This window comes from Pseudomonas sp. So3.2b (assembly GCF_019464415.1).
Lineage (GTDB): Bacteria > Pseudomonadota > Gammaproteobacteria > Pseudomonadales > Pseudomonadaceae > Aquipseudomonas > Aquipseudomonas shahriarae.
The window spans coordinates 2723519-2747190 of the sequence record NZ_CP080494.1 but is presented as its reverse complement, the minus strand read 5'-3'; the positions used below and the strand labels follow the sequence as shown (position 1 = coordinate 2747190).

The window sequence follows — 23672 nt, the reverse complement described above, 5'->3', positions numbered from 1 at the left end:
TTCGCCGTCGTGTCGCGATAACCGGCTACCACACTGCGGCCCCAGCGGCTTGCCATTCTGCGGAGGAACCCCATCGCGCAGAACGGAATCTTTTATGCCGGACACTTTACCCGCCCCACCCCCTGGCCCATCGCTGTTCACTCACCGCAGCAACACCCCGGCCCTGGCCGTCGCCCGCCAATTCGCCGATCGCCCGGGCTTGCGCCAGGTGCTTGAGCAACACCTGCAGGAACGCCTGCTGGAACACTTCCCGGTGCTGCGCCTGGATGTGTCTACGGTCAGGCTGGCCACCCCCAACCAACGGCGCGGCTGGGATCTCAAGCGCCTGATCGACGTCGTCCTCGATCACCTGGGCAAGGGCACGGCCCTGAACCTGACCCTGGTCATCGACGAACGCCGCTGCTTCCTGTCCCAACGACCGCCGTCGCGCCTGACCTATGAGGCCAATGGCCCCCGCGAGCCGGATATGACCGTCATTGAACGGGTGATTCTGGACCTCGCCTTTACCCTGCCTATCGCTTTGCAACACGCCCTGACGAGCTACTGGAACCTCGACGCAGAAACCGGCGTCAGCCGCTGGCAATGGCTTGGCGACCTGCTGTGCGACACCCTGAAAAACACCGCAAGCCTGCTGCCGAGCGGCCCCGCCCGGAACATGCTCGATAGCGTGACCGGCGAGCCCGATCGCCGCGAGCGCCAGGCCGCGCCCGCAGGTTTCGTGCATGCCTACTGCCTGCAAGCCTGCGTGAGCAACCAGGACCGCGAAGCGCGCCTGCTAAGCACCGACCTGCTGTTGGTGCAGGGCACCCAGATCCTGCTGTGCCAGGCGTCGGGCAATGTCGAGCCCTTTGCCTCAATCGAGGCCTTCACCCACACCTGGGGCCAACGCCTGGTCAGCCGCTTGCAAGCGGACACGCTGGTGGTCAAGCGTTACGAGCCCGATGGCAATCTCTTCGATACCCAGGCCGCCTTACTGCTCAACCAGCAACTGGACGACCTTCAAGCCATCCGTTTGCCGGCTACCGAAGGGGTACGCGCCCTGGAGCAGCAGGTCGCCGACGCCAGCGACCCTGTGCCCTTGTTTATCGCCGCCCCCGCGCCGGACCCGACGCTGCAGCCTGTCCTGCAGGCGGCGCTGCCCCCTGGCTGCTGGCAGCCGATGCCGAGCAGCGCTTTGCCTATCGCCAAGGGCTGTTGGACCAGGCGCGCCTGCAACGGCAAACCGGCGGTGCATCCTTTCTGAGCGGCGTCGAAAACCTGCAAGCCTTCACCACCCGCACCCTGCGCGAGCAGATGCGCCGCGACCACCCCGAGTCCAGCGTGGAGCCGGACAACCTGGCGCTGACCTTCCATGTCCCAGTGGGAGACCTGCGTAGCGGCTATCTGGCACAGCAGACCATGAGCCTGAGCGAACTGGCGATCAACAACCTCGCCGCCGCGCCCCAGGGTCGCCTGACCCTGCGCGACACCTCGGGGGCGGACGTTCCGCAGTGGCTGACCGAAGACTACGTCCTGGGGGAAAAGGGCCTGCTCCATAGCACCCCAGGGCTGATCCGCCAGGTGGACGTCGGCCGGCACTACCCGCAGACAATCCGCGAACAGCTGTTGGGGGACACCGCCCAAGCCCGTCGGCGTGAAGCGCTGTTCGGCCAGGAGCTGGCGGTACAGTTGCCGCGCCAAGCCCTGGAGTTGGCGATTCGCGGGCAACAGGGGTTTACCTTCCTGGGTTATCGCTACGTCAAGGCGGTACTGCACAGCAACCTGTCGGGGCGGGTGGTGGATGCCCAGGACATCGTGATCCGCCCTCTGGCCTTCGCCCATAAGCCCGGTGCCGTGCCGGATATCGTCAGCAACATGTTTATCATCGAACCGCGCGCTAGCGACGCCGGGCCGCCGATTCTCTACCGCCCGTTGTACCAGGACGCGCTGCAGCAATTCAGCAGCCGTGCGGCCCTGTTCGACGCCATCGCACAACCCGGCGCGCTACAAGACAGCGTATTGTCCTGGATGACGGACAAGGCCCGGCCGATCTACAGCCATAATGGCTTTCATAGCCCACATATCCTGCGCTTCGGCCAGGGTGACGACAGCGTGCAATGGCCTGCCCCACCGCCCGCCCAGTTGGCGCAGGACAGCCATGGCGGCGAAATCCCCGGCTCCCTGGCGCAGGCACTGGCCACGGGCAACCTGACCCAATACCTGTACGGCAGCAATGCCCGGGCACTGGTGGACCTGGCAGACCGGGACTCGGTGTCCAATGCCGAAAGCCGCTGGAAAGTACTGCTGGAAGGTGGCTGGCTGCTGTTCAACGCTCTGCTGCTGCCGCTTCTGCGCGGGCCGGCAATGGCGGCGGGCTGGATGGCACAACTGGCAGTCAGCCTGCGCCACGATATTCTCGCCCTGCAAGGCAATGACGCCGCTGCGCGGGAACTGGCCTGGGTCGATGTGCTGCTCAACATCGGCCTGATTCTGTTGCACGTGGCCTCCCGGCCCACCCCCACCCTTGAGCAGGCGGCGCACACCACCGAGCCGGCCTTGGCGCTGACCCTCGCGGCACTGCGCCGCCCGGCGACGACGGCCCACCCGCCGACAGTGATCGAACAAGGCACGGTGGGCCTGCCCGCCGAGCCACCGGCCGGCGACCAGACCCTGGTGGACTTTATCCACTCCAACGCGCGGGACAGCAGTCGCCGACGCCTGCTGGAGGCCCTGCACGAACTGCATGTACCCTGGCCGGTGCCGCCGCCCTTACCGGTGAGCATCGGCGCCTTCAAGGGCCTGTACCGCATTGATCAGCAGTGGCATGCCTCGGTGGCCGGCCTGCTGTTTCGCGTGAATGTCCTGCCGGACCTGGGCCAAGTGTTCCTGGTTCATCCGCACAAACCGCAGCACCCCGGCTTCCAGCTGACACGCAATGCCCAGGGTCGCTGGAGCCTGGACCTGGGCCTGAAACTGCGCGGTGGCGGGCCGAAGAACCGGCTCAAGGCCAAGCTGGCGCAAATCGATCAGCAACGCAGCCAGGTGTCGGAGGAAATTAATCGCATCGGTGATCAGATCAGCGTCCTGATCAAGCGCCTGCAACCGATCGACCAGGTGCTGGATGCCGCCCGCTTGAAGTTCGAGCAAGCGCATAACGCCTTGGGCAAAACGCGCCTAAGCTTGCGCAGCAAACCGGACGACCCGGCGCTGATAGCCGAGCACCGCGACAAAGTCGCCCAACGCTCCCGGACCAGGACCGCCTTCCAGCTTTTTCAGGAGCGCTTCGATCAGGCCGCCGCCGAATTGCTGCAACAGCGGCGCGAGCTGATCACGGCCTATGGCCAAATGAAAGAAGTGGACAGTCGCTTCGACTACGAAGGGCAGTGCGTCGAGCAATATCAGTCGATTCTGGCCACCGATGAAATCCGCGTCAGCCAGTTGTCATCCCTCTACCTGGCAACATTCATTTCCGAACAGGGCGAGTCGCTGATCGAACTGCAAGGCGCAGCCCACGATGTCGGGGCGATGCGCTATGTCAAGGATCTGCTGGAGACCAACTTTGCGGTTTCCGAGCGCCACGCCCAGGCGATGACTGCCATTGAGAACACCCTGGAGGAAATGGCCGCACGCTTGAAGACCGGCCCCGCGCAACGCCTCAAGTACCTCAATGGTCACCCCAAGCGCCGGTTCTACAACCGCCTCAACGCCACCCTCGAATCCCTGGATGTGCTGACCGAGTTGAGCATCGACCAGACGATCCCGGCCACCACGCCCCAGGAACACTACTTCCTGGCGCGCCATGAACACCTGCAATCCTCGCTGTCGCCTCTGGAAGACTCACACCTGGAGTTACTGACCACCGAAGGCTTCACCCCAGCCGAGCGCAAGGCCGTGCTGAGCAACCTGATCAAGCATTACCGCCGCCGACTGCAGATTTACCAGAGCCTGCTGGAACTGGACTCACCTCTGGCACACCCACGGTATATGCCGCTGCTGATCGAGCGCCTGCACACCGCCCGTGACAGCGCCGAGACGGATCTGGCGGCCCTGTTGCGCGAGGATGAATTCCTGCCGCCACAACCGACGCCGTTTAAACCGGTACGCACGACGTCGCGAACCAAACGCGTATTCAAATCACGGGACAAGGGTGCCCTGGTCGGCGAGTTGGAACCCGCGCAAAGCGACATCCCCTTCCCCACCATCGTGACCCGCAACCCGATTACCCAGCAGGTCAGCGGGCGCTTTATGGAGCATCCCAATGAGGGCTGGGTAGAGATTGTCGACGCCCAGCCCACCGCGCCGGTCGAGCCATCTCCGGCGCCGTCCCTGGCGACCTTGCGCACCCAGGCACAACGGCTGCTGGAAGAAGTGCCCGGTATCGAGCGCTCTATCGAGTTCCAGAAAAAGAAGCTCAGCGACCCGACACGCCGCGATGAACTCAACCCGCAAGACTGGCGCGACATGCTCGCGCACCAGGCCGAGCGCCTCGAAGCGGTCGCGACCGAGTTGACCAACCACCATGGGGACAAGCCGGACATGCCGCAGACCGTGGAACGCTTGCGCCGGCGCGCCAGCGACTTGCGCAGCCAAGGCACGCAGCAGTGCATCGAGGGCTACAAGGCCCAGCGCCCGCGCCAGGAACACATCGAGTTCCTGCGTAGCCACGGCGCGATTGATATCGGCCTGGTCCACGGCGCCCAACGTACCGCGTCCAGGGACTACGTGTCGGAGTTCGCCGTGCGCGAGAAAAACAGCCTCACGGTGCTGTGGTACGCCCACTTCCACTACAGCCAGGCCGACAGTTTGCCCAGTGCCTACACCGCCGCCCATCTCAAGCGCCCCGAACAGCGCTTTGTGACCCTGCGGGACTTGATCGCCCAGGCCGGTGCAGACAGCCAGGCCATCGTGCGAGACCTGTACCACCCGATCACCGCGCCGTTTGACCAACGCCTGTTCCTCAGCCTGTTGCCCGCCTAGAACCCCGCCATGAAGGCATCTACTGCCAATAAAAAGGATGTTTATGCAAAACCTCACCCCCTCCTCCATCGCCCATGCCGTGAGCGCTCGATTTGCTGATCGCCCCGCGCTGGAAACGGTGATCCGCCAACAACTCGCCGCGGCCATCGGCGCCCGATACCCAACGCTGACGATAGACCTGAGTCGCACGCGCCTGGCCCGGCCGCAACGCCGCAGCTGGCTGTTACAGCCATTTATGCCAGTGGTACAGGATGCGCTGGCCAGTGGCATAGCGCTGGACTTCAGCGATGTGGACAACGTGCCCTGGTACCTCTCCGACGAGCCGCCAAAACGTCTGAAACTGCCCGGTTTGACCGGGGAACAACTCAATATGCAGGTCATCGCACGCCTGGTTGGCGAACTGCCCCAGACCCTGCCCATCGCCCTGCAAAATGCCTTGGCCGAGTATTGGGACGCCGGGCATTGGCGCTGGCTTGCGCACGTGCTGATGGACACCTTGCGCGTATCCGCCCTTCGCCACACAGGCCTGGATGCCCAGGCGCAGGAGGCGATCGACCAACTGGTGGCCATCCCCGACCGTGAAGCGCGAATCGCCCGCCATGGCCAGGGTGTGGTGTTCGCCTATGGCCTGGAAGTCACCCTCAAGAGCGGGGAACAGAGCAGCCACCTGCTGAGTCCGGAACTGGTGCTGGTCCGCGCCGTGAACGGCAAGATGCCGGTGCTGCTGTGCAGCCCCGGCGGCGGCATTGAAGTGTTCGCCTCCATGGATGGGTTGGTCCAGGCCTACGGCCAGCGCCTGGGCAGCCAATATCAGGTCGACGATATCCTCATCCAGCGCTACGAGCCCGACGGCGATATCTTCGAACACCAGGCGGCGATGATCCTCAATCGCCAGTTGGCAGACCTGGGCAACCTGCGCCTGCCCACGGCCCAGCCCTTCAGCGCCTGGCAGGCGCTGTATGCTGAACTCACCGATCCCGGCCGGTTTTTCCGCGACTCGCCGGCCGCCCCACCCCAGGCCCTGGACACCCTGCGCCCACACCTGCCGAGCTGGCTGCAACAGGCCAGCGCCGACGACCGCGCGACTTACCGGCGTTATGCCCTGGCGCTGGCCAGCGCCAAACAGCGCGGCGGCGGGCGCCACTTCCTCAGTGATCTGGACGATATCCGCACCTACACCGTCAAGACCCTGCTGCAAACGCTGCAACACGACGCCGTGAACTTCGATTCCCTGTTGCCGACGCCGCCGTCTGTCGCCGCGCTGCACCCCGACGACCTGCAACTGACCTTCGCCGTCACCGCTGGCTATCCGGGCACCGTCGGAATTATCCGCCACGAGCGCATGAGCCTCACGGACATGGCCATCGACAACCTGGCCAGCCGCCCCAGCGGCACCGTGACCCTGACCCATCGCCATGGCCTGGCGCTGCCGTCGTGGCTGACCGCCGACTATTTGATGGGCGCCGGTGGCCTCATTGAAAAGGTCGATATCGGCCAGCACTACCCCCGCCTGCTGGAGCAGCACCTGCTGGGCGACAGTCCCGAGGCGCAGCAGCGTGAAACGTTGTTTGCCGATCAGCAGGCCGCGCAACTGCCGTTGCTGGCGCTGGAGTTGTGCCTCAAACAACAGGCCGGCGTAAGCCGCCAGGGCACGCGCCTGGTGGCCGCGCTGATGCAGGGTAATGTTGCCGAGCAGCAGGTTGATAACCGTCAGGTGGTGATCCGTCATCTGGCGTTGGTGCGGGCCCCTGGCGCCTCTCCCGACAGCGTCAGCAACATGTACTTGATCGAAACGCGGGACGCCGAGGTCGGCCCTCATCTGCTGTACCGCCCGTTGTATGCCCAAGCGCTTCTGGAATTCGCCAGCCGCGAGGCGCTGTTCGAGGCCATCGCCCAGCCCGGCGAGCTACAAGACAGTGTGCTGACCTGGCTGAGCGACAGCGCCCGGCCGATCTATGCCCACGGTGGCTTGCGCGAACCACATTACCTGCGCTTCGGCCAGGGCGATGAATTTGCCCCCCTGAATAAGCCGGTGCCGGCGCGCCTGTCCAGCGATGGCATCAACGATGAATTACAACAATGCCTGGTGACCGGGCGCCTGATGAGCTACCTGTTCAGCGACCACGCCCGTGCCTTGGTGCAACAGGCCAACCGCGAGTCGGTGTCCAACAGCGAGAGCCGCTGGCGGGTACTGCTGGAAGGCAGCAGCCTGTTGTTCGGCAACCTGCTGCTGCCGTTGCTGCGTGGTCGGGCGATGCTCACCGGCTGGTTGATGGCCCTGATGGCCAGCCTGGACCAGGACATACCGGCGCTGGATGCGCCCGACCGCCAGACCCGGGAACTGGCTGCCGTCGATCTGCTGCTCAACCTCGGCCTGCTGCTGTTCGAAGCGACGCCCGAGGTGACCGCGTCTTACCCGCCCCTGACTGCCGGGTTCAAGGCGCGTGCACTGCCTTCGGCCCTCGCGCCGCGTATTGCCGAACAATGGCCGGTGCCCGCGGCGCCGACAGTTCGCGAGGGAGCCGTGGCCCTGCCAGGTGTGTTGCCGGACACCCGCCGCAATGTGCTGGACTTCAGCTTTGCCCAGACACGTCAACGTCTGACGCCTGCCCAGCGCGTGCGGCTGAGCAGCTTCAAGGCCATCCGGCCGACGCCCCTGCCCCGCCCCGTGCTGAATGGGCCACGCAGGGGGCTGTATCTGGTTGAAAACATTTGGCACGCCGAGGCGAACGGCGAGTGGTTGCAAGTGAGCCTGGAGCCGGAGGGCGACATCAGGGTCGTCGCCCCTGGCGACCCCAGCCGCAGCGGCCCTTACCTGCGCAGCGATGCCAACGGCGTGTGGTCGGTAGACACCCGCCTGCGCCTGCGCGGTGGCATGCCCCCCAGGCGGATCGCCGCCGAACGCCAGCGACGGGCTGAACGGGTCAGCCAACTGAAGCGTTCTTACGAACAGTTCATCCAGGGTCAGGTGGCCCGGCAAAACCGGATCGAGATTATCCTGGGGGTGATGACCAGGACCGCCGAAGACCCACGCTTCAGCGAAGCGCAACAGGCTGACAGTCGCCAGCGCTTCGATACGGCCCTGCAGGAACAGACATTGGAATACCAGCAGCAGTTGGACAGCCTGAAAGAACGCAGCGAGCTGGGGATTGCCTTGCCACCCGAATCGGTGGCGAGCTTGCTGGAAAACATCGTCAACAATACGCGCAAGCATGTGGTGGTGGCCGAGAAAGATCGCGGTGCGCTGTACCGCAACAACAGTCACTTCACGTCCCGAAGCACACGCCTGGCCGAGGCTGTGCTCAGTGACTTTGCGGCTTACCAGCGGTTCATCCGCGAAATGATTGCCATCAATGAGCGTTCGATCCACTGGCTGGAGCTGCGCGACCGCTACCTGGACCAACTGTTCAACCTGGGCACCGCCGGCAGCGAATACTACAACCGTCTGACCTGGGACCGTCCGCAGGAAATCAGCGCCCTGGCCGTCAAGGATCTGCTGATGCGCAACTACGAACTGATGACCCACAAGTACCCGGATCATCCACTGGTCGATGTACTGATCGACATCCTTGAGCCCCTGCAGGAACACTTGCGTACCCACAGTGAGCTGAACGACCTGGAACTGACGGCCGAGGACCGCGTGAGCGTGCTGGAAAGCCTGGTGGAACACTATGGCCGGGGCCTGGATTCGTTGCAGGGGCTGGGTATCGTCAATGCCGATGAGCTGGACAGCGAATATTTTGCCAAGCTGGTCACGCTGGTAGAGGGACTGTACCAGGACGCCGCCAAGCAACTGGCCGGCGAAATCAAGCCCGTCGCCCAGCCCCCCAGGCGCCCGAGCCGACGCAGCCCGGCAATGATCGGCAAGCCTCTGAAAAAAGTGATCCGTACCCCGAAAAAGGGCACCTTTATCGGTGAGGTCAAGCCAGTGGGCTCGGTGGAAACGGTGGAGGTTCGCTCCCAGGTCAGTGACCAACTGCTGGCCATGTATTCACAACGGGGGGACCAGTGGATCGAATACAAGGAGTCGCGACCACCGGCCTCTGCGCCAGCACCGCGCAGTCTGAGCCTGGTCAAGGGTGAAGCCCGCAAGCTGCTGGCCATGCTCGAAGAACACCTGCGCCGTGGCGAGCAATACCGGAGAATCTCCCGGCACCCGCAAGAAGTGCAGGAAGTGCTGCAATTTGAAGCGGTGCGTTACGACAGACTGGCCAACGAACTGCATCTGGCGATTCAGGCCCAACCCGCCGAGGCGCGTACGTCAGCGGATCAAACCCTGGTTAACAACATGCGCCAGGCGGCGGTGCGCTTGAGTGAGCAAGGCCTGGCGCTGCGTACCCAGCTGTGCCTGGACCTGCCCCCGACCCACGGCAACCTCGAGTACCTGATCGAACAGAAGCGCGCCAACATAGGGTTGCTGGGGGAGCGTATCCAACTGAGTGGCGAGCGTCGGGATTTTGTCCAGGAGTATGCGGTGAACGACCAGGGCGGCTATCCGTTGTGGTATGCGCACTTGCACTACCCGGCGGCCGATACGCCCAAGGAACTGTATACCGCCGCCCACCTGAAAACCCGGGAGCAGCGCAAGCAGAGTTACTACTCGCAACTGGCCAGGGCGCAAAGCCCCCAGGCAGTCGTGGATGTCCATCGCGGGTTGATCGGCAAGGCGTTGGTGCAGCGCTGGTTCCTGCCGCTGGCCCCCTGACCGGCTGTGGCGAGCGGAATTGCCCGCTCGCCACAGGGGGGCCTCTTGGGTCAGTGGGCGAACAAGGAGTTGCCCTTCTGCCCCGCCAGTTTCTCCGGTTTGATCAGGAACCGCGCCAGTGCCGGCAGCAGCCACAGTGCACCGAACATGTTCCACAGCAGCATGAAGGTCAGCATCAGGCCCATATCGGCCTGGAACTTGATGGCCGAGAAGATCCAGGTGCACACGCCGATCGCCAGGCACAGGCCGGTGAACAGTACTGCTTTACCGGTGGATTTGAGGGTCTGGTAATAGGCTTCCTGCAACGGCAGACCGGCGCGCAGGAAGCTTTCCAGGCGGCTGTAGATGTAGATGCCGTAGTCCACGCCAATCCCCACCCCCAGCGCCACCACCGGCAGGGTCGCGACCTTGACGCCGATGCCCATGAACGCCATCAGCGCGTTGCCCAGCACCGAGGTCAGTACCAGCGGCAGCACGATGCACAGGGTCGCCGCCCAGGAGCGGAAGGTGATCATGCACATGGTCGCCACGCACAGGTAGACCAGGATCAGGATGGTCAGCTCGGCTTCCTTGATCACTTCGTTGGTGGCCGCTTCGATCCCGGCGTTGCCGGCGGCGAGGATGAACTCCAGGCCTTCCTTGTTGTTTTCCTTGGCGAAGTCCTGCACCGCATGCACCGCACGGTCGAGGGTCTCGGCCTTGTGGTCGTTGAGGAACACCAGCACCGGCGCCAGGGAGCAATTGTTGTTGTACAGGCCATCGGCACGGGCGATGGAGTTGTTCAACACATCCGGGTTACGCGACAGGGTTTCCCATTTCAGGTTGCCCTCGTTCATACCCTTGATCATCTGCTTGGACACGGTCACCAGGGAGATCGCCGACTGCACCCCCTCGGTGTTCTGCATCTTCCACATCAACTGGTCGATGGGTGCCATGGCTTCGTAGCGCGAGCAGCCTTCTGCCTTGGTCTTGACCATCACCACCAGCACATCGGAGCTGGTGGAGTAGTTGCTGATGATGAAGTTGTTGTCTTTGTTGTAGCGCGAATCCGGGCGCAGTTCCGGGGCGCCCTGGTCGAGGTCGCCGATCTTCAGGTTCTGGCTGTACCACAGACCGCCACCAAAGGCGATCACGGCCAGGGCGACGGAGATCGGCGCGACTTTCGGGCTGGCGAAGTTCGACAACAGGCGCCAGAACGGATGGTCGCGGTTGGCGTCCTTTTTGCTCTTGGCAATCGCGCGTTTGCTGATGCCCACATAGGAGATCGCGACCGGCAGCAGGATCAGGTTGGTGAACACGATCACCGCCACACCGATGGAAGCGCCGAAGGCCAGTTCACGGATCACGCCGATGTCGATGATCAGCAGGGTGATAAAGCCGACCGCATCCGCGAGGATCGCGATCATCCCCGGCAGGAACAGTTGCCGGAACGTGCGGCGGGCTGCCGTCAGGGCGTTGTCGGCCTCACTGGATTGCAGGGCGATGCCGTTGATCTTCTGCACGCCGTGGGAAATGCCGATGGCGAAGATCAGGAACGGCACCAGCATCGAGTACGGATCCAGGCCGAACCCGAAAAAGTGCATCAAGCCCAGTTGCCAGACCACTGCCACCAGCGTGGTAATCAACACTGCGATGGTGCTGCGTACGCAGTTGGTGAACCACAGCAGCAGCACCAGGGTGATCACGAACGCGACACCGAAGAACAGCACCACCATGATCAAGCCGTCGATCAGGTCGCCGACCTTCTTGGCGAACCCGACGATATGGATCTGGACGTTGGGGTTCTGCTCCTGGAACTTGGTGCGGATCTTGTCTTCCAGTTCGTGGGAAAACTTCTGGTAGTCCAGGGCCAGCAACTTGCCCTGGTCCTGCGGGTCCGGGTAGGACTCCAGCAGCGGGATATCGACGATGCTCGACTTGAAGTCGTTGGCCACCAGGCGCCCGACCTGGCCGGACTTGAGCACGTTGTTGCGCAACTGGTCGAGGCTTTCCGGCGAGCCGTTGTAGCTCTGCGGGATCACTTCGCCGCCGGCAAAGCCCTCCTCGGTCACTTCGGTCCAGCGTACGCTGGGGCTCCACAGGGACTTGAGGCCGGAGCGGTCGACACCGGAGATATAGAACACTTCGTCGTTGATCTGGCGCAGGGTCTCCATGTACTCCTTGGAGAAGATGTCACCGTCCTTGGCCTCCACCGAGATGCGCACGGTGTTGCCCAGGTTCGCCAGGTCGTTGCGGTGCTCCATCATCTTTTCGATGAAGGGGTGTTGCAGGGGGATCATTTTTTCGAAGCTGGTGGACGGGCGAATCAACGTCGCCTGCCAGAACAGGAAAATGCTCACCAGCAGGCAGATGACGATCACTGCCGGGCGGTTATTGAAGATCAGGCGCTCAAGAAAGGTCGCTTTATCGTTGTGATGACTGCTCATTCTGTCCCCGCCTTCTTATTGTTTTTTGCGTTCGGCGCCGGTTGGCTCGGCGACGCGCACGCCACCCTGCCCCACCAGAATCAAGTCGCCATTGCCCGCCGCCGTCACTGCCGAGAGTGAAATGCGGTCCGGGCGATTGAATACGCTGAACGTCAGGCCATCGTCGTGGCTGACCACCACGCTGCCGCCGTTACCCACCACCACCAGGGTGCCGTCGTCGAGCAAGGTCGCGCCCGACAGGCCGAACTCCAGGGCGCCACGGGCGGCCTTGAGCGCCACCGGCTCCCAGGTGTCGCCAAAATCGGTGGAACGGAACAGATTGCCGCGCAAACCGTAGGCCAGCAGGGTCTTGGGCTGGGCGGTGCCGATCACGCCAAACAGCGAGCCCTCGTAAGGGCCTTCGAGTTTTTCCCAGGTCTGCCCCTCGTCGCTGGAGCGGAACATGCTGCCCTGCTCGCCGACGATAAACAGGCCGGCGTCCTTGACCCGGGCAATGGCGTTGAGGTGGTACTGGTCTTCGTTGTCGAGGCGGTCGCTGACATCCTCCCAGGTCTTGCCCGCGTCGGTGGTCTCGATCAGCGCACCGTAGGCGCCCACGGCAAAGCCGTGGTTGGGGTCGTTGAACAGCACGTCCAGCAGCGGAGCTTCGCGGCTGAGGTCCTTGAACTGCTCGCTCCAGGTGGCCCCGGCATCGCTGCTGGCGAGGATCTTGGCGTCATGCCCGACCGCCCAGCCATGCTGGTCGTCGATAAAAAACACCGCCGTGAGCAATTGCTGGGTCGGCACCTTGGCCTGCACCCAGGTGGCGCCCTGATCATCGGAATAGAGGATATGCCCGCGATCACCGACCGCCACCAGGCGCTTGCCGGCCTGCACGACGTCGATCATCAGGCCTTTTTCGGCCCTTGGCGATTCAATGGCAAATGCCGCAGGTTCTGCGGCGCTGGTTGCAGCCTGGGCAGCCGTCGACAACGCGACAACCCCCAGCAGCGAGAGCGCTGTGGCCAGCACCGCGACCTTGCGCGACGCGAGCGGGCGGCAAAAACCCACACCCATGACAGGCTCACTCATAGACCTTTCTCCCATTTATTATTGTTAGGTCGTAACACCTTCCAGGGTGTTCGCAGTGCGCAAACCTGCAATCTAGAGCCCCTTGAGGAAGCAGGGGCCATCCTATCGGGCTTTCGAATCGTCTGACAATCGGCGCTACGTTATCTTTTGTTAACTAAAGACCTTTTGCCCTCGCGCTGAATATAGCTGCATTCGCTGAAATGATGAGTTGCCCGCATTCGCGAGGCGATATTTTTATTCCATATATTGATCATTGGGAATTTTTATTCTATTAATTGCGTTCCTGAAACAATAATTCAAAAGGACCACCGCCATGCGCTCACTCGGAATCGGCCTCATCGGTACAGGCTTCATGGGCCGTGCCCACGCACTGGCGTTCAATAACGCCCGTGCGGTGTTTGAGCTTCCCTTCAACCTGACGCTGGCGGCCCTGGCCGATGCCGATACCAAGCGCGCGCAACGTTGCGCCAGCGCCTGGGGCTTTGCCCAGGCCCATGGCGACTGGCAACAATTGATTGATAACCCGCACGTGGACCTGGTCGCTATCACCACCCCCAACCACCTGCACTACCCCATGGCCATGGCCGCACTGGCGGCGGGCAAGGCGGTGTATTGCGAAAAACCCCTGGCGACCAGCCTGCAGCAAGCCGACGCCATGCGCCTCGCCGCCTACGAGGCTGGAGTGGTGACTCGGGTCGGCTACAACTACCAGCACAACCCGATGATCGCCCTGGCGCGACAGATGATCGACGCGGGCGAGTTGGGGCAGATCATCAGTTTCCAGGGCGAGTTCAGTGAAGACTTTATGGCCGACCCGGCGTCGCCCTGGTCCTGGCGCTGTGAGGTGGAGCATGCCGGCGGCGCCCTGGCGGACCTGGGCAGTCATCTGCTGGCGATGGCGCGTTATCTGGTGGGCGATGTGAGCAAGGTGTGCGCCGACAGCCAGACCGTCCACGCCCAACGCCCGGCCAGCCCTGGCAGTACCGAGTGGCGTTCGATTGCGGTGGATGATCAGGTACATGCCTTGCTGCGTTTTGCCAATGGCGCACGCGGCACCGTCAGCAGCAGTTGGCTCAAGCACGGCTACAAGAATCACTTGAGCTTCGAGATCAGCGGCACACACGGCACCCTGGCGTTCGATCAGGAGCGATTGAATGAGTTGCGCCTGTTTCGCGCCGGTGAACAGGGGTTCCAGCGTTTACTGGCGGGCCCCGCCCTGCCCGGCTATGCCGCGTTCAGCCCGGCGGCGGGGCATCAGTTGGGGTACAACGAACTGAAAACCCTGGAAGTGCAGGAGTTGATCATGGCCCTGGCCGGGCAAGGTGCCGCGGGTACTGATTTTGAAGCGGCGTGGGAGGTGGAGCGGTTGGCGACAGCGCTTCGGCTGGCGGCGCGGGAGGAGCGGTGGGTCAACGTGAGCGAAATTTAAAGACCTGCACCGATTGATGTGGGCTTGTTCGCGATGGGCATAGGTAGCTATACAACTCTCTTCTGGGGTTGTGTACATATCCGTTGCTGCGGTTACGGCGGCTATTGGTTCCGCCCTTACGGCGGCTCACTTTGGAAAAGAGCGCCAAAGTAAGCAAAGCGCTCTTGCCCCACCACTCGGCACCTCGCCCAGGCTCGGTGTGCCCGTCATCCGACATTGATTTGGGGGGCCGCCGCGATGGGCCATCCATGGCCCAGCGCGGCTAACCCGGCGTCCTGCCGGGTTACCCCCCAAATCAATATCGGATGACGGCCAGCGTGGTTTAACGGGGCGCCTAAGATCAAAATCACAAGCAAAGCGAGGCGGCCTGACAGCCGACCTGATCGTCGAGGCGTGCGCGTGTACCTGTGGGAGCTGGCTTGCCTGCGATGGCGGTGTACCAGCCAATAGATTTATCGACTGATACACCGCCATCGCGGGCAAGCCCGCTCCCACAGGGGAAGGCAGCTTCGCGCTCTGGCATTGCTGTTGCTCTGCTTTTGATCTGGCTTTTGATCTTGATCTCAGGCGCCCCGTTAAACCACGATGGCCGCAGGCAGGTATTGCGCAGTGGGCACCCCGGCATGGATGCCGGGGTAGCCGCGACACGGCCAGGGATGGCCGATCGCGGCGGGCCCACGGAGCAATGCCTGACTGCGGGCATGCCGAGCCTAGGCGAGGCACCGAGTGGTGGGGCAAGAGCGCTTTGCTTACTTTGGCGCTCTTCCAAAGTGAGCCGCCGTAAGGGCGGAACCCTAAGTGGCCGTAACCGCAGCAACGGATATGTACACATACCGAAAAGAGAGTTGTGTAGCTAATCATGCCGCAATGGCAGGCTGTCAGTCAGCAAATGTATTGACTAGCACTCCGTCATCGCGGGCAAGCCCGCTCCCCCATTAGACCGCATCAAGTCAGCGCAATGCGCGGCGCAGGACCTTGCCCACCGTAGTCTTGGGCAATTCCTCGACGCGAAACTCGACAAACTTCGGCACTTTGTACCCCGTCAGGTATTCCCGGCAATGCGCCAACAGCTGCTCCTGGGTCAGGCTGGGGTCGCGACGCACCACGACAATCTTCACCTTCTCTCCGGTCACCCCATCCTCCACGCCAATCGCCGCCACTTCCGCAACGCCCGGGTGCAACGCCACCACGTCTTCGATTTCATTGGGGTACACGTTGAAACCCGACACCAGGATCATGTCCTTCTTGCGATCCACCAGGCGGATGAAGCCCTGTTCATTCATCACCCCGATATCCCCGGTGGACAGCCAGCCCTCGGCATCCAGCACTTCGGCGGTTTCCTTGGGGCGCTGCCAGTAGCCCTGCATCACCTGCGGGCCGCGCACCTGCAGTTCACCCGGTTCACCGATGTCGGCGAGTTCACCGTCCTCGCGAATAAAGCGCACCCAGGTCGACGGCAGTGGCACGCCGATGCTGCCGGTAAATTCCATCTCGCGCATGCGCGAGATGTCGATAGGGCTGATGCTCACCACCGGCGAGCACTCCGTCAGGCCGTAACCCTCGATGATCGGCAGCCCGGTGACTTCCTTCCAGCGCTTGGCCACCGCGGTGTGCGTGGCCATGCCGCCGGCGATGACCAGGCGCAGGTCGGAAAAGTCCCGGGCACGGAACTCTGCGTTCTCCAGCAAGCCGTTGAACAACGTGTTGACCCCGGCAATGCCGTTGAAACGCTCCTTGCGCAGGATCATCTGCACCCGCTTCACGTCCCGTGGGTTGGCGATCAGGATATTGCGCCCGCCCAGGCACATGAACATCAGGCAATTCACGGTCAGGGAAAAGATGTGGTACAGCGGCAACAAGGTGACGTTGGTTTCCTGCTGGTTCTGGTCCAGTTGATCACCCACCCACGCCTTGGCCTGCAACAGGTTGGCGATGATATTGCGGTGGCTGAGCATCACGCCCTTGGCATCGCCGGTGGTGCCGCCGGTGTATTGCAGGAACGCCAGTTCTTCACGCGCCAGCGGCACCGGCGTATGGGTCAGGCCCCGGCCCTGCTTGAGCGTCTGGTTGAAACGCAGTGCACCCGGCAGGTTGTAGGCCGGCACCTGCTTCTGCACCCGGCGCAGGATGAAGTTCATCGCCGCGCCCTTGAAGGTGCCGAGCAGGTCGCCGATGGCCGCAATGACCACGCGCTTGACCGTGCTGCCGGCCACGACTTTTTCCAGGGTATGCGCGAAGTTCTCGAAGATCACCACGGTCTCGGCGCCGCTGTCCTTGAGCAGGTGCTTGAGTTCGTGGGAGGTGTACAACGGGTTGACGTTGACCACCACCGCTCCGGCAAGGATGGTGCCCAACAGGCAGATCGGATACTGCAAGCAGTTGGGCATCATCAACGCCACGCGATCGCCCTTGCGCACGCCCTGGGCCTGCAGCCAGGCGGCAAAGGCGATGCCCTGGGCCTGCCAGGTGGCGTAGGTCATTTCGGTGCCGATGCTGACGTAGGCCACGCGGTCGCGGTATTTGTGCAAATGTTCGAGAAACACCTCGCGCAACGACGGGTAGTCCTCGATGCCGGCGTCGATGTCGCTGGGCACCCCAGGCAGATAAGCGTTCAGCCAGATACGTTCGGTTTGGTCCAGGCTTACAGCGTTCATCGCAGTCTCCTTATTGTTGTTGTACGGCTACTTTTCAACGATGGCGGTAATGCCCAGGCCGCCGGCGGCACAGATAGAAATCAAACCGCGCCCGCCACCGCGCAGGTGAATGGCCTTGGCCAGCGCCGCCAACTGGCGGCCACCGGTGGCGGCAAAGGGATGACCGCAACCGAGCGAGCCGCCATTGACGTTCATCCTGGCGCGGTCGATGGCCCCCAGTGGCGCCTCCAGCCCCAAGCGCTCACGGCAGTAATCGGCATCTTCCCAGGCCTTGAGGGTGCACAGCACCTGGGCGGCGAAGGCTTCGTGGATCTCGAAGAAATCGAAATCGGCAAAACTCAGGTTTTCGCGTGCGAGCATGCGGGGCACGGCATAGGCCGGGGCCATCAGCAAGCCTTCGCTGCCGTCGACGAAGTTCACCGCGGCGGTTTCGCCGGTACGCAGGTAGGCCAGCACCGGCAGGCCACGAGCCGCGGCCCACTCCTCGCTGGCCAGCAGCACCACCGAGGCGCCATCGGTCAGCGGCGTGGAGTTACCGGCCGTGAGGGTGCCGTTCTGCCGATCGTAGGCCGGAGACAGGCTGGCGAGCTTCTCCAGGCTGGCATCGGCGCGCAGGTTGTTGTCGCGGGACAGGCCGCGATAAGGGCTGATCAGGTCGTCGAAGAAGCCATTTTTATAGGCCGCGTCGAGGCGCTGGTGGCTGGTCAGGGTCAGTTCGTCCTGGGCCAGGCGCTTGATCTGCCAGCGCTTGGCCATTTCTTCGCAGTGCTCGCCCATGGACAAGCCGGTACGCGGCTCGCCATTGCGCGGCAGCAGCGGCTTGAAAAACATCGAGGGGCGCACCTGCAACAGGCTGCGCAACTTGTTGCCGCTGCCCTTGGCGCGGTTGGCCGCCAGCAGCGTGCGGCGCAGGGATTCGTTGATGCCGATGGGCGCGTCGGAGGTGGTATCGGCGCCCCCGGCAACCCCCACGTCAATCTGGCCGAGGGCGATTTTATTGGCCACCAGCAACGCCGCCTCCAAGCCGGTGCCGCACGCTTGCTGCAGGTCGTAGGCCGGGGTCTCGGCGGACAGGGTGGTGGACAGCAGCGACTCGCGGGCCAGGTTGAAGTCCCGCGAGTGTTTGATCACCGCGCCGGCGGCGAACTCGCCCAGGCGCAGGCCGTGGAGGTTGTAGCGGTCCACCAGGCCTTGCAGCGCAGCCACCAGCAAATCCTGGTTGCTGTCGTGGGCGTACACCGTGTTGGAGCGGGCAAACGGAATGCGGTTGCCGCCGACAATCGCCACGCGGCGCGTCGGGGCGGGGCTGAAGCTGTAGTCACTCATGAACGACTCTCATCAAAACGCGAGGTCCAGATAAACAGGCCACGCATGTGGGGTTTGTCCCCGGCCGGATTGCGCACCTCGAATGCACGGCGCGGGCCGTCTGCCGGGGCATTCCACAGGGCGACCTGGCCGGGCAGGAAGATCGGCAACTTGAAATCGCAATGGGCCTCGGCCACGTCCAGCCCGCCTGGGGGTTGCTGGGCGGCCAGGGCGCGGCCCAGGGTCCACATGCCATGGGCGATGGCCCGGCGAAAACCGAACAGCCGCGCGCCGATCAACGAGGTATGGATCGGGTTGAAATCCCCCGACACCTTGGCAAAACGCCGCCCCAGGTCCGCTGGCAACACCCAACGCTGAGTGCGCCGCACGCCCTCTTCGGGCAATGCCAGGCTGTCGCCCCATGGCTCGCCCACCGGGTTGGCGACATCGCGACGCAGGTACAGGCTTTCGCTTTGCCACACCAACTCGCCCGCGCTGTAAGCGTGGGTGGCAATACTCAAGGCCTGGCCCTTGGCATGGGCCACCCAGCGCTCGGCAAACACTTCCAGGCGCAGGGCCTGACCTTCCTGCAGGCGTCGATGTTGGCGAATGCGATTGGCCAGATGCACCATGCCGCTGGCCGGGTACGGAAAGCTCGGGCGCGTCAGCAACATCAAGTGCAAGGGGAACGCCAGCACATGGGGGTAGGACAGCGGCACCCCTTGCTCGCGCCGAAAGCCACAGGCCCGGCCATAAGCCGCAATAGCATGGGCGCTCAACTCCACCGCCGAGCGCACCAGGCGCTCCCGGGGCAACGTGGGGGCGCCTTCCAGCCTGGGTTTGCGCATCGCCAACAGGCCGTCCAGCAGCAGGCGATTGCGCGACGGTGGCGGGTCGATAATCTGCGTCACGTCGTCCATGCTCAGGCTCCCAACAGGCTTTGGCCACATACGCGCACCACCTGGCCGTTGACCCCGCCCGAAGCCGGGTGCGCCAGCCAGGCGATGGTTTCGGCGACGTCGATGGGTTGCCCGCCCTGGGACAGGGAGTTCATGCGCCGCCCCGCTTCGCGAATCATCAGCGGGATTTTCGCGGTCATCTGGGTCTCGATAAACCCCGGCGCCACGCCGTTGACCGTGACCTGCTGCGCCGCCGCCACTGGCGCCAGGCCCTGCACCAGGCCAATCACCCCGGCCTTGGAGGTGGCGTAGTTGCTTTGCCCCAGGTTGCCGGCGATCCCGGAGATCGACGACACGCACACAATCCGCCCACCGGCCTTGAGCCCCTGCCCTTGCAACAAGGCTTCACTCAACTGCAACGGCGCTTCGAGGTTGACTGCCAGCACACTGCGCCAGGCGGTTTCGGTCATCTTGGCGATGGTCTTGTCGCGGGTGATCCCGGCGTTGTGCACCACCACATCAAACGCGCCATGCTCGGCCACATAGGCCTGCAACTGCTGCTGCGCATCGGCGCCGGTGATGTCCAGCGCCCAGGCCTGGCCGCCGACGCTGCTGGCCGCCTGCTCCAGGGAGGGCAGCGCTTGCGGCACATCCACGCACACCACGTGCGCGCCGTCACGGGCCAGCACCTGGGCGATGGCCAGGCCGATGCCACGGGAGGCCCCAGTGACCAGGGCGCGGCGGCCGCTGAAGGGTTTGTCCCAGTTGATGGCGGGGGCGGCATCGACCGGTTTTTCCAGGCGCACCACCTGCCCCGAGACATAGGCCGAACGCCGCGACAGGAAGAAGCGCAAGCTGCTGTCCAGGGCCTGCTCGGCACCCGGCGCGACATAGATCAACTGCACGGTGATCGCCCGCCGCAGCTCCTTGGCCAAGGATCGCACCAAGCCCTCCAGAGCTCGCTGGGCGATGGCCTGGGGCAAGTCCTGGCAGTGTTCGGGCGCGGTGCCCAGCAGCACCACCCGCGCGTGCGGCCCCAGGCGCCGGGCGTTGGCATGGAAAAATTCGTAGAGTTCGTCCAGTTGCTTGAGGTCGACCACGGCGCTGGCATCGAACACCGCGCCCTGGACCTTGACCGTGGACGGCGCCTTGAGCGTGGCGGCCTGGGCCGGCACGGTGTCGGTGGCCTTGAAGAGGCGCCGCACTTCGTCCGCCAGGCGCCCTGCCCCAGCGATAATCACCGGGTTGGCCAGGCCCTGCTGGCCGCTGCGGTGACGTTGCAGGGCCAAGGGTTGCGGCAAGCCGATAGCCTGGGCCAGACGACGGCCCCAGGCAGAATTAACAAAAGAAAGGTAGCTGTCGCTCATAAATCAATCCGTTTTCCTGACCTGCAAATCCAACCCCTTGTGGGAGCTGGCTTGCCTGCGATGGCGGTGGGTCCGATTGCATCTGTGGCGCAGATACACCGCTATCACAGGCAAGCCCGCTCCCCCATTGAGCGCGCTCGTTTCTAGTTCACCGGGGCGTTTTCACGTTTTTTGCTGCTGGGTTTGGCCGCTTGCTCCAACGTTTGCTGGCGCTTTTGCAAGGCCTCCAGCAACCCGAAGTCCTGTGGGAAGTCGTCCACCTGGATGCCGTGATCGGCGTATTCCACATAGCGCGCCAGCAAGGCGTCTTCGTCGGCGCTGATCAAATCCAGGGCGCGGGCCTTGATGCGCCAGGCGGTAAAGGCCGTGCTGCTGATCGGCATCGGGCCGAGGGTGCCTTGCTTGACCGCCGCCTTGAGCCGCCCTTCGATCAACTCCACCTGGGGTAGCAGGCGGAACGCCAGTTCGCCATAGGCCAGCTTGTCGACTTCCGGACGCGGGATGTAGGAATTGGCCAGCAAACGGTCGCGGCTTTCGCCCGGGGTCTGCACCAGCTCGGCCACTTGGGCCAGCAGGCGGTCGGAGGGTTTGCGCCGGGGAATGCCGAACGGGAAGCTCAAGCCACGCATCACTGCCGCAGCCGGCGTCGAAGGATAATTGTCGAGCACCTCGGCCAGGGCTTCATGGGCCCGCAACAAGGCATCCTGGGCCGACCAATGCACCAACGGCAGGTCGGCCTGGGGCCGGCCATCGTCCTCAAAGCGTTTGAGCACGCAGGACAGGATGTAGAGCTGGGACAGAATATCGCCCAGGCGCCCGGTGATGCTTTCCTTGCGCTTGAGCGCGCCGCCCAGCACGCCCATGGAAATATCGGAAATCAACGCCAGCACCACCGACAGCCGATTGGCCTGGCGGTAGTAGGACGCCAGCGCCGGATCCGTCTTGGCCGGTACGCCAATCAGCCGTCCGCCTGTCAGGGAATGCACTGCCGCACGTACGGTGTTGGCCAGCACAAAACTCAGGTGACCGAACATGGCGCTGTCGAACTCGAGCAACGCCTGGCGATTATCAGTGTTGCGCGCCGCTTCCATTTCTCGGAATACGTAGGGGTGGCAACGGATCAGGCCCTGACCGTAGATGATCAGGCAGCGGGTCATGATATTCGCGCCTTCCACCGTGATCGCGATGGGGCTTTGTTGATAGGCACGGGCCAGGAAGTTGTTGGGCCCCATGCAGATGCCCTTGCCGGCGACGATGTCCATGCCATCGTTGACGATGATCCGCGCACGCTCGGTGACGTGGTATTTGGCAATTGCCGAGATAACCGAGGGTTTCTCGCCGGCATCCAACGACGCCACCGACACTTTACGTACCGCATCGCAGGCATACAGGTGCCCGGCCATACGTGCCAGGGGCGCCTGCACCCCTTCAAACTTGCCAATCGGCAGGCCGAACTGCTTGCGCATCGCCGCGTAGGCCGTGGTACCGCGTACCGCCACCTTGCCCAGGCCGACGTTAGCCGACGGCAGGGAAATCGCGCGCCCGGCGGCCAGGCATTCCATCAGCATGCGCCAACCGTTGCCCACTTGCTCGCGGCCGCCGATCACCCACTCCAGGGGGATAAACACGTCCTTGCCGGTGGTCGGGCCGTTCTGGAACACCGCATTGAGGGGCCAATGGCGGCGACCACTGTTCACCCCGGGATGGGAAGTGGGGATCAACGCGCAGGTGATGCCCAGCGAACCGGGCTGGCCCAGCAGGCCGTCAGGGTCTTCGGCGCGAAAGGCCAGGCCGAGCACCGTGGCGATGGGGCCGAGGGTGATATAGCGCTTGTCCCAGGTCACGCTGAAGCCCAGCACTTCCTGGCCTTCATGCATGCCCTTGCAGACGATGCCCAGGTCGGGAATCGCCCCGGCGTCGGAGCCGGCATAGGGGCTGGTCAGGGCAAAGCACGGGATGTCTTCGCCACGGGCCAGGCGCGGCAGGTAGTAATTGCGCTGGACGTCGGTGCCGTAATGCAGCAACAGTTCGGCGGGGCCCAGGGAGTTGGGGACCATCACCGAAATCGCTGCCGCCGAGCAACGGGTCGACAGCTTCATCACCACTTGCGAATGGGCATAGTGGGAGAAGCCTTTGCCGCCATATTGCTTGGGAATGATCATGCCGAGGAAGCCGGCGTCCTTGGTGTACTGCCAGCCTTCGGGCGACAGGTCCTGCCAGACCTGGGTGGTTTCCCAGTCGTTGGCCATGTCGCAGAGGGTTTCTACTTCGTTGTCGAGAAAGGCCTGTTCTTCGGCGCTCAAGCGTGCCGGCGCGGCTTGCAGCAGGCGCGGCCAATTGGGTTTGCCGCTGAACAACTCGGCGTCCCACCACACGGTGCCGGACTCGATAGCCGCGCGTTCAGTGTCGGACATGGCCGGCATGATCGTGCGAAACAGACCCAGGGCCCTGCTGGTCAACAGCGTGCGACGCAGGGGCTTGATGCTCATCAGCAGCGCCGGTACCACCACCAGCAACGCCGCAACGCTCAGGCCCAGCCCTGCAACCACATTGAACAGATAGCCGCCCGCCAACCAGGCCAGGCCAGCACCCAGCCACAGGGTGGCTGCCGCTTGTCGATACGCCAGGGCAGTCGCCACAGCGAGTCCCGCCAATAACCAGATAACCATGGAGATACCTCTACTTATTATTCAGGGCACGGCACGCACAGCAGCAGGTCGGTACGGCCTGCGACTGATCACCACACTACAAACTTGAAAAGCCAAATTCAAATTTTGTTTTGAAATTTTTATTTAATGTCTTTGCGAAATAATTCTCGGCCGAACGCGTCAGCCGAAGTGTTAAAGGGAGAAGGAAATCA

Annotated in this window: 11 protein-coding genes; 4 read left to right on the top strand and 7 right to left on the bottom strand. The window is 63.5% G+C overall.

Features of this window, described 5'->3' with window-relative positions:
* Nucleotides 1-94 precede the first annotated feature (94 nt).
* From K1X80_RS12205 to K1X80_RS12195, 3 genes are read left to right on the top strand one after another with little or no spacing between them, the layout of a single operon-like run.
* The gene (locus tag K1X80_RS12205) at nt 95-1243 is read left to right on the top strand and encodes a hypothetical protein (RefSeq protein WP_220172922.1); all 1149 of its coding nucleotides are present in this window, start codon (nt 95-97) and stop codon (nt 1241-1243) included.
* A complete protein-coding gene (locus K1X80_RS12200) occupies nt 1195-4956 on the top strand; it encodes a DUF6543 domain-containing protein (RefSeq protein ID WP_220172921.1) in 3762 nt (1253 codons plus the stop codon). The genes K1X80_RS12205 and K1X80_RS12200 overlap by 49 nt, the downstream gene beginning before the upstream one ends.
* 43 nt (nt 4957-4999) lie before the next feature.
* Entirely contained in the window at nt 5000-9661 is a 4662-nt protein-coding gene (locus tag K1X80_RS12195; RefSeq protein ID WP_220172920.1) for a hypothetical protein, read from the top strand.
* 50 nt (nt 9662-9711) lie between these two features.
* Here K1X80_RS12195 and K1X80_RS12190 read toward each other — a convergent pair whose 3' ends face one another.
* Together K1X80_RS12190 and K1X80_RS12185 are read right to left on the bottom strand one after the other, a co-directional pair.
* Nucleotides 9712-12087 (bottom strand): RND family transporter, encoded by a 2376-nt coding sequence (locus K1X80_RS12190; RefSeq protein WP_198800244.1) that lies wholly within the window; start codon nt 12085-12087, stop codon nt 9712-9714.
* Between the two features lie 15 nt (nt 12088-12102).
* Entirely contained in the window at nt 12103-13143 is a 1041-nt protein-coding gene (locus tag K1X80_RS12185; protein ID WP_057959843.1) for a YCF48-related protein, read from the bottom strand.
* A gap of 328 nt (nt 13144-13471) precedes the next feature.
* Between K1X80_RS12185 and K1X80_RS12180 the strand changes: the two genes are divergently transcribed.
* Nucleotides 13472-14587, top strand: a complete 1116-nt coding sequence (locus K1X80_RS12180; protein ID WP_057438653.1) for a Gfo/Idh/MocA family protein — start codon at nt 13472-13474, stop codon at nt 14585-14587.
* A gap of 950 nt (nt 14588-15537) precedes the next feature.
* Here the strand turns inward: K1X80_RS12180 and K1X80_RS12175 are convergent.
* From K1X80_RS12175 to K1X80_RS12155, 5 genes are all read right to left on the bottom strand, one after another.
* Nucleotides 15538-17241, bottom strand: a complete 1704-nt coding sequence (locus K1X80_RS12175) for an AMP-binding protein (protein WP_057438654.1) — start codon at nt 17239-17241, stop codon at nt 15538-15540.
* A 27-nt stretch (nt 17242-17268) separates the two neighbouring features.
* The gene (locus K1X80_RS12170; RefSeq protein WP_057959844.1) at nt 17269-18567 is read right to left on the bottom strand and encodes an acetyl-CoA C-acetyltransferase; all 1299 of its coding nucleotides are present in this window, start codon (nt 18565-18567) and stop codon (nt 17269-17271) included.
* A complete protein-coding gene (locus K1X80_RS12165) occupies nt 18564-19466 on the bottom strand; it encodes a MaoC/PaaZ C-terminal domain-containing protein (protein WP_057438655.1) in 903 nt (300 codons plus the stop codon). The genes K1X80_RS12170 and K1X80_RS12165 overlap by 4 nt, the downstream gene beginning before the upstream one ends.
* 2 nt (nt 19467-19468) lie before the next feature.
* Nucleotides 19469-20812 (bottom strand): 3-oxoacyl-ACP reductase, encoded by a 1344-nt coding sequence (locus K1X80_RS12160; RefSeq protein WP_186626300.1) that lies wholly within the window; start codon nt 20810-20812, stop codon nt 19469-19471.
* Between the two features lie 143 nt (nt 20813-20955).
* On the bottom strand, nt 20956-23481 hold the full coding sequence (locus tag K1X80_RS12155; RefSeq protein ID WP_216312688.1) for an acyl-CoA dehydrogenase: 2526 nt from the start codon (nt 23479-23481) through the stop codon (nt 20956-20958).
* Nucleotides 23482-23672 lie beyond the last annotated feature (191 nt).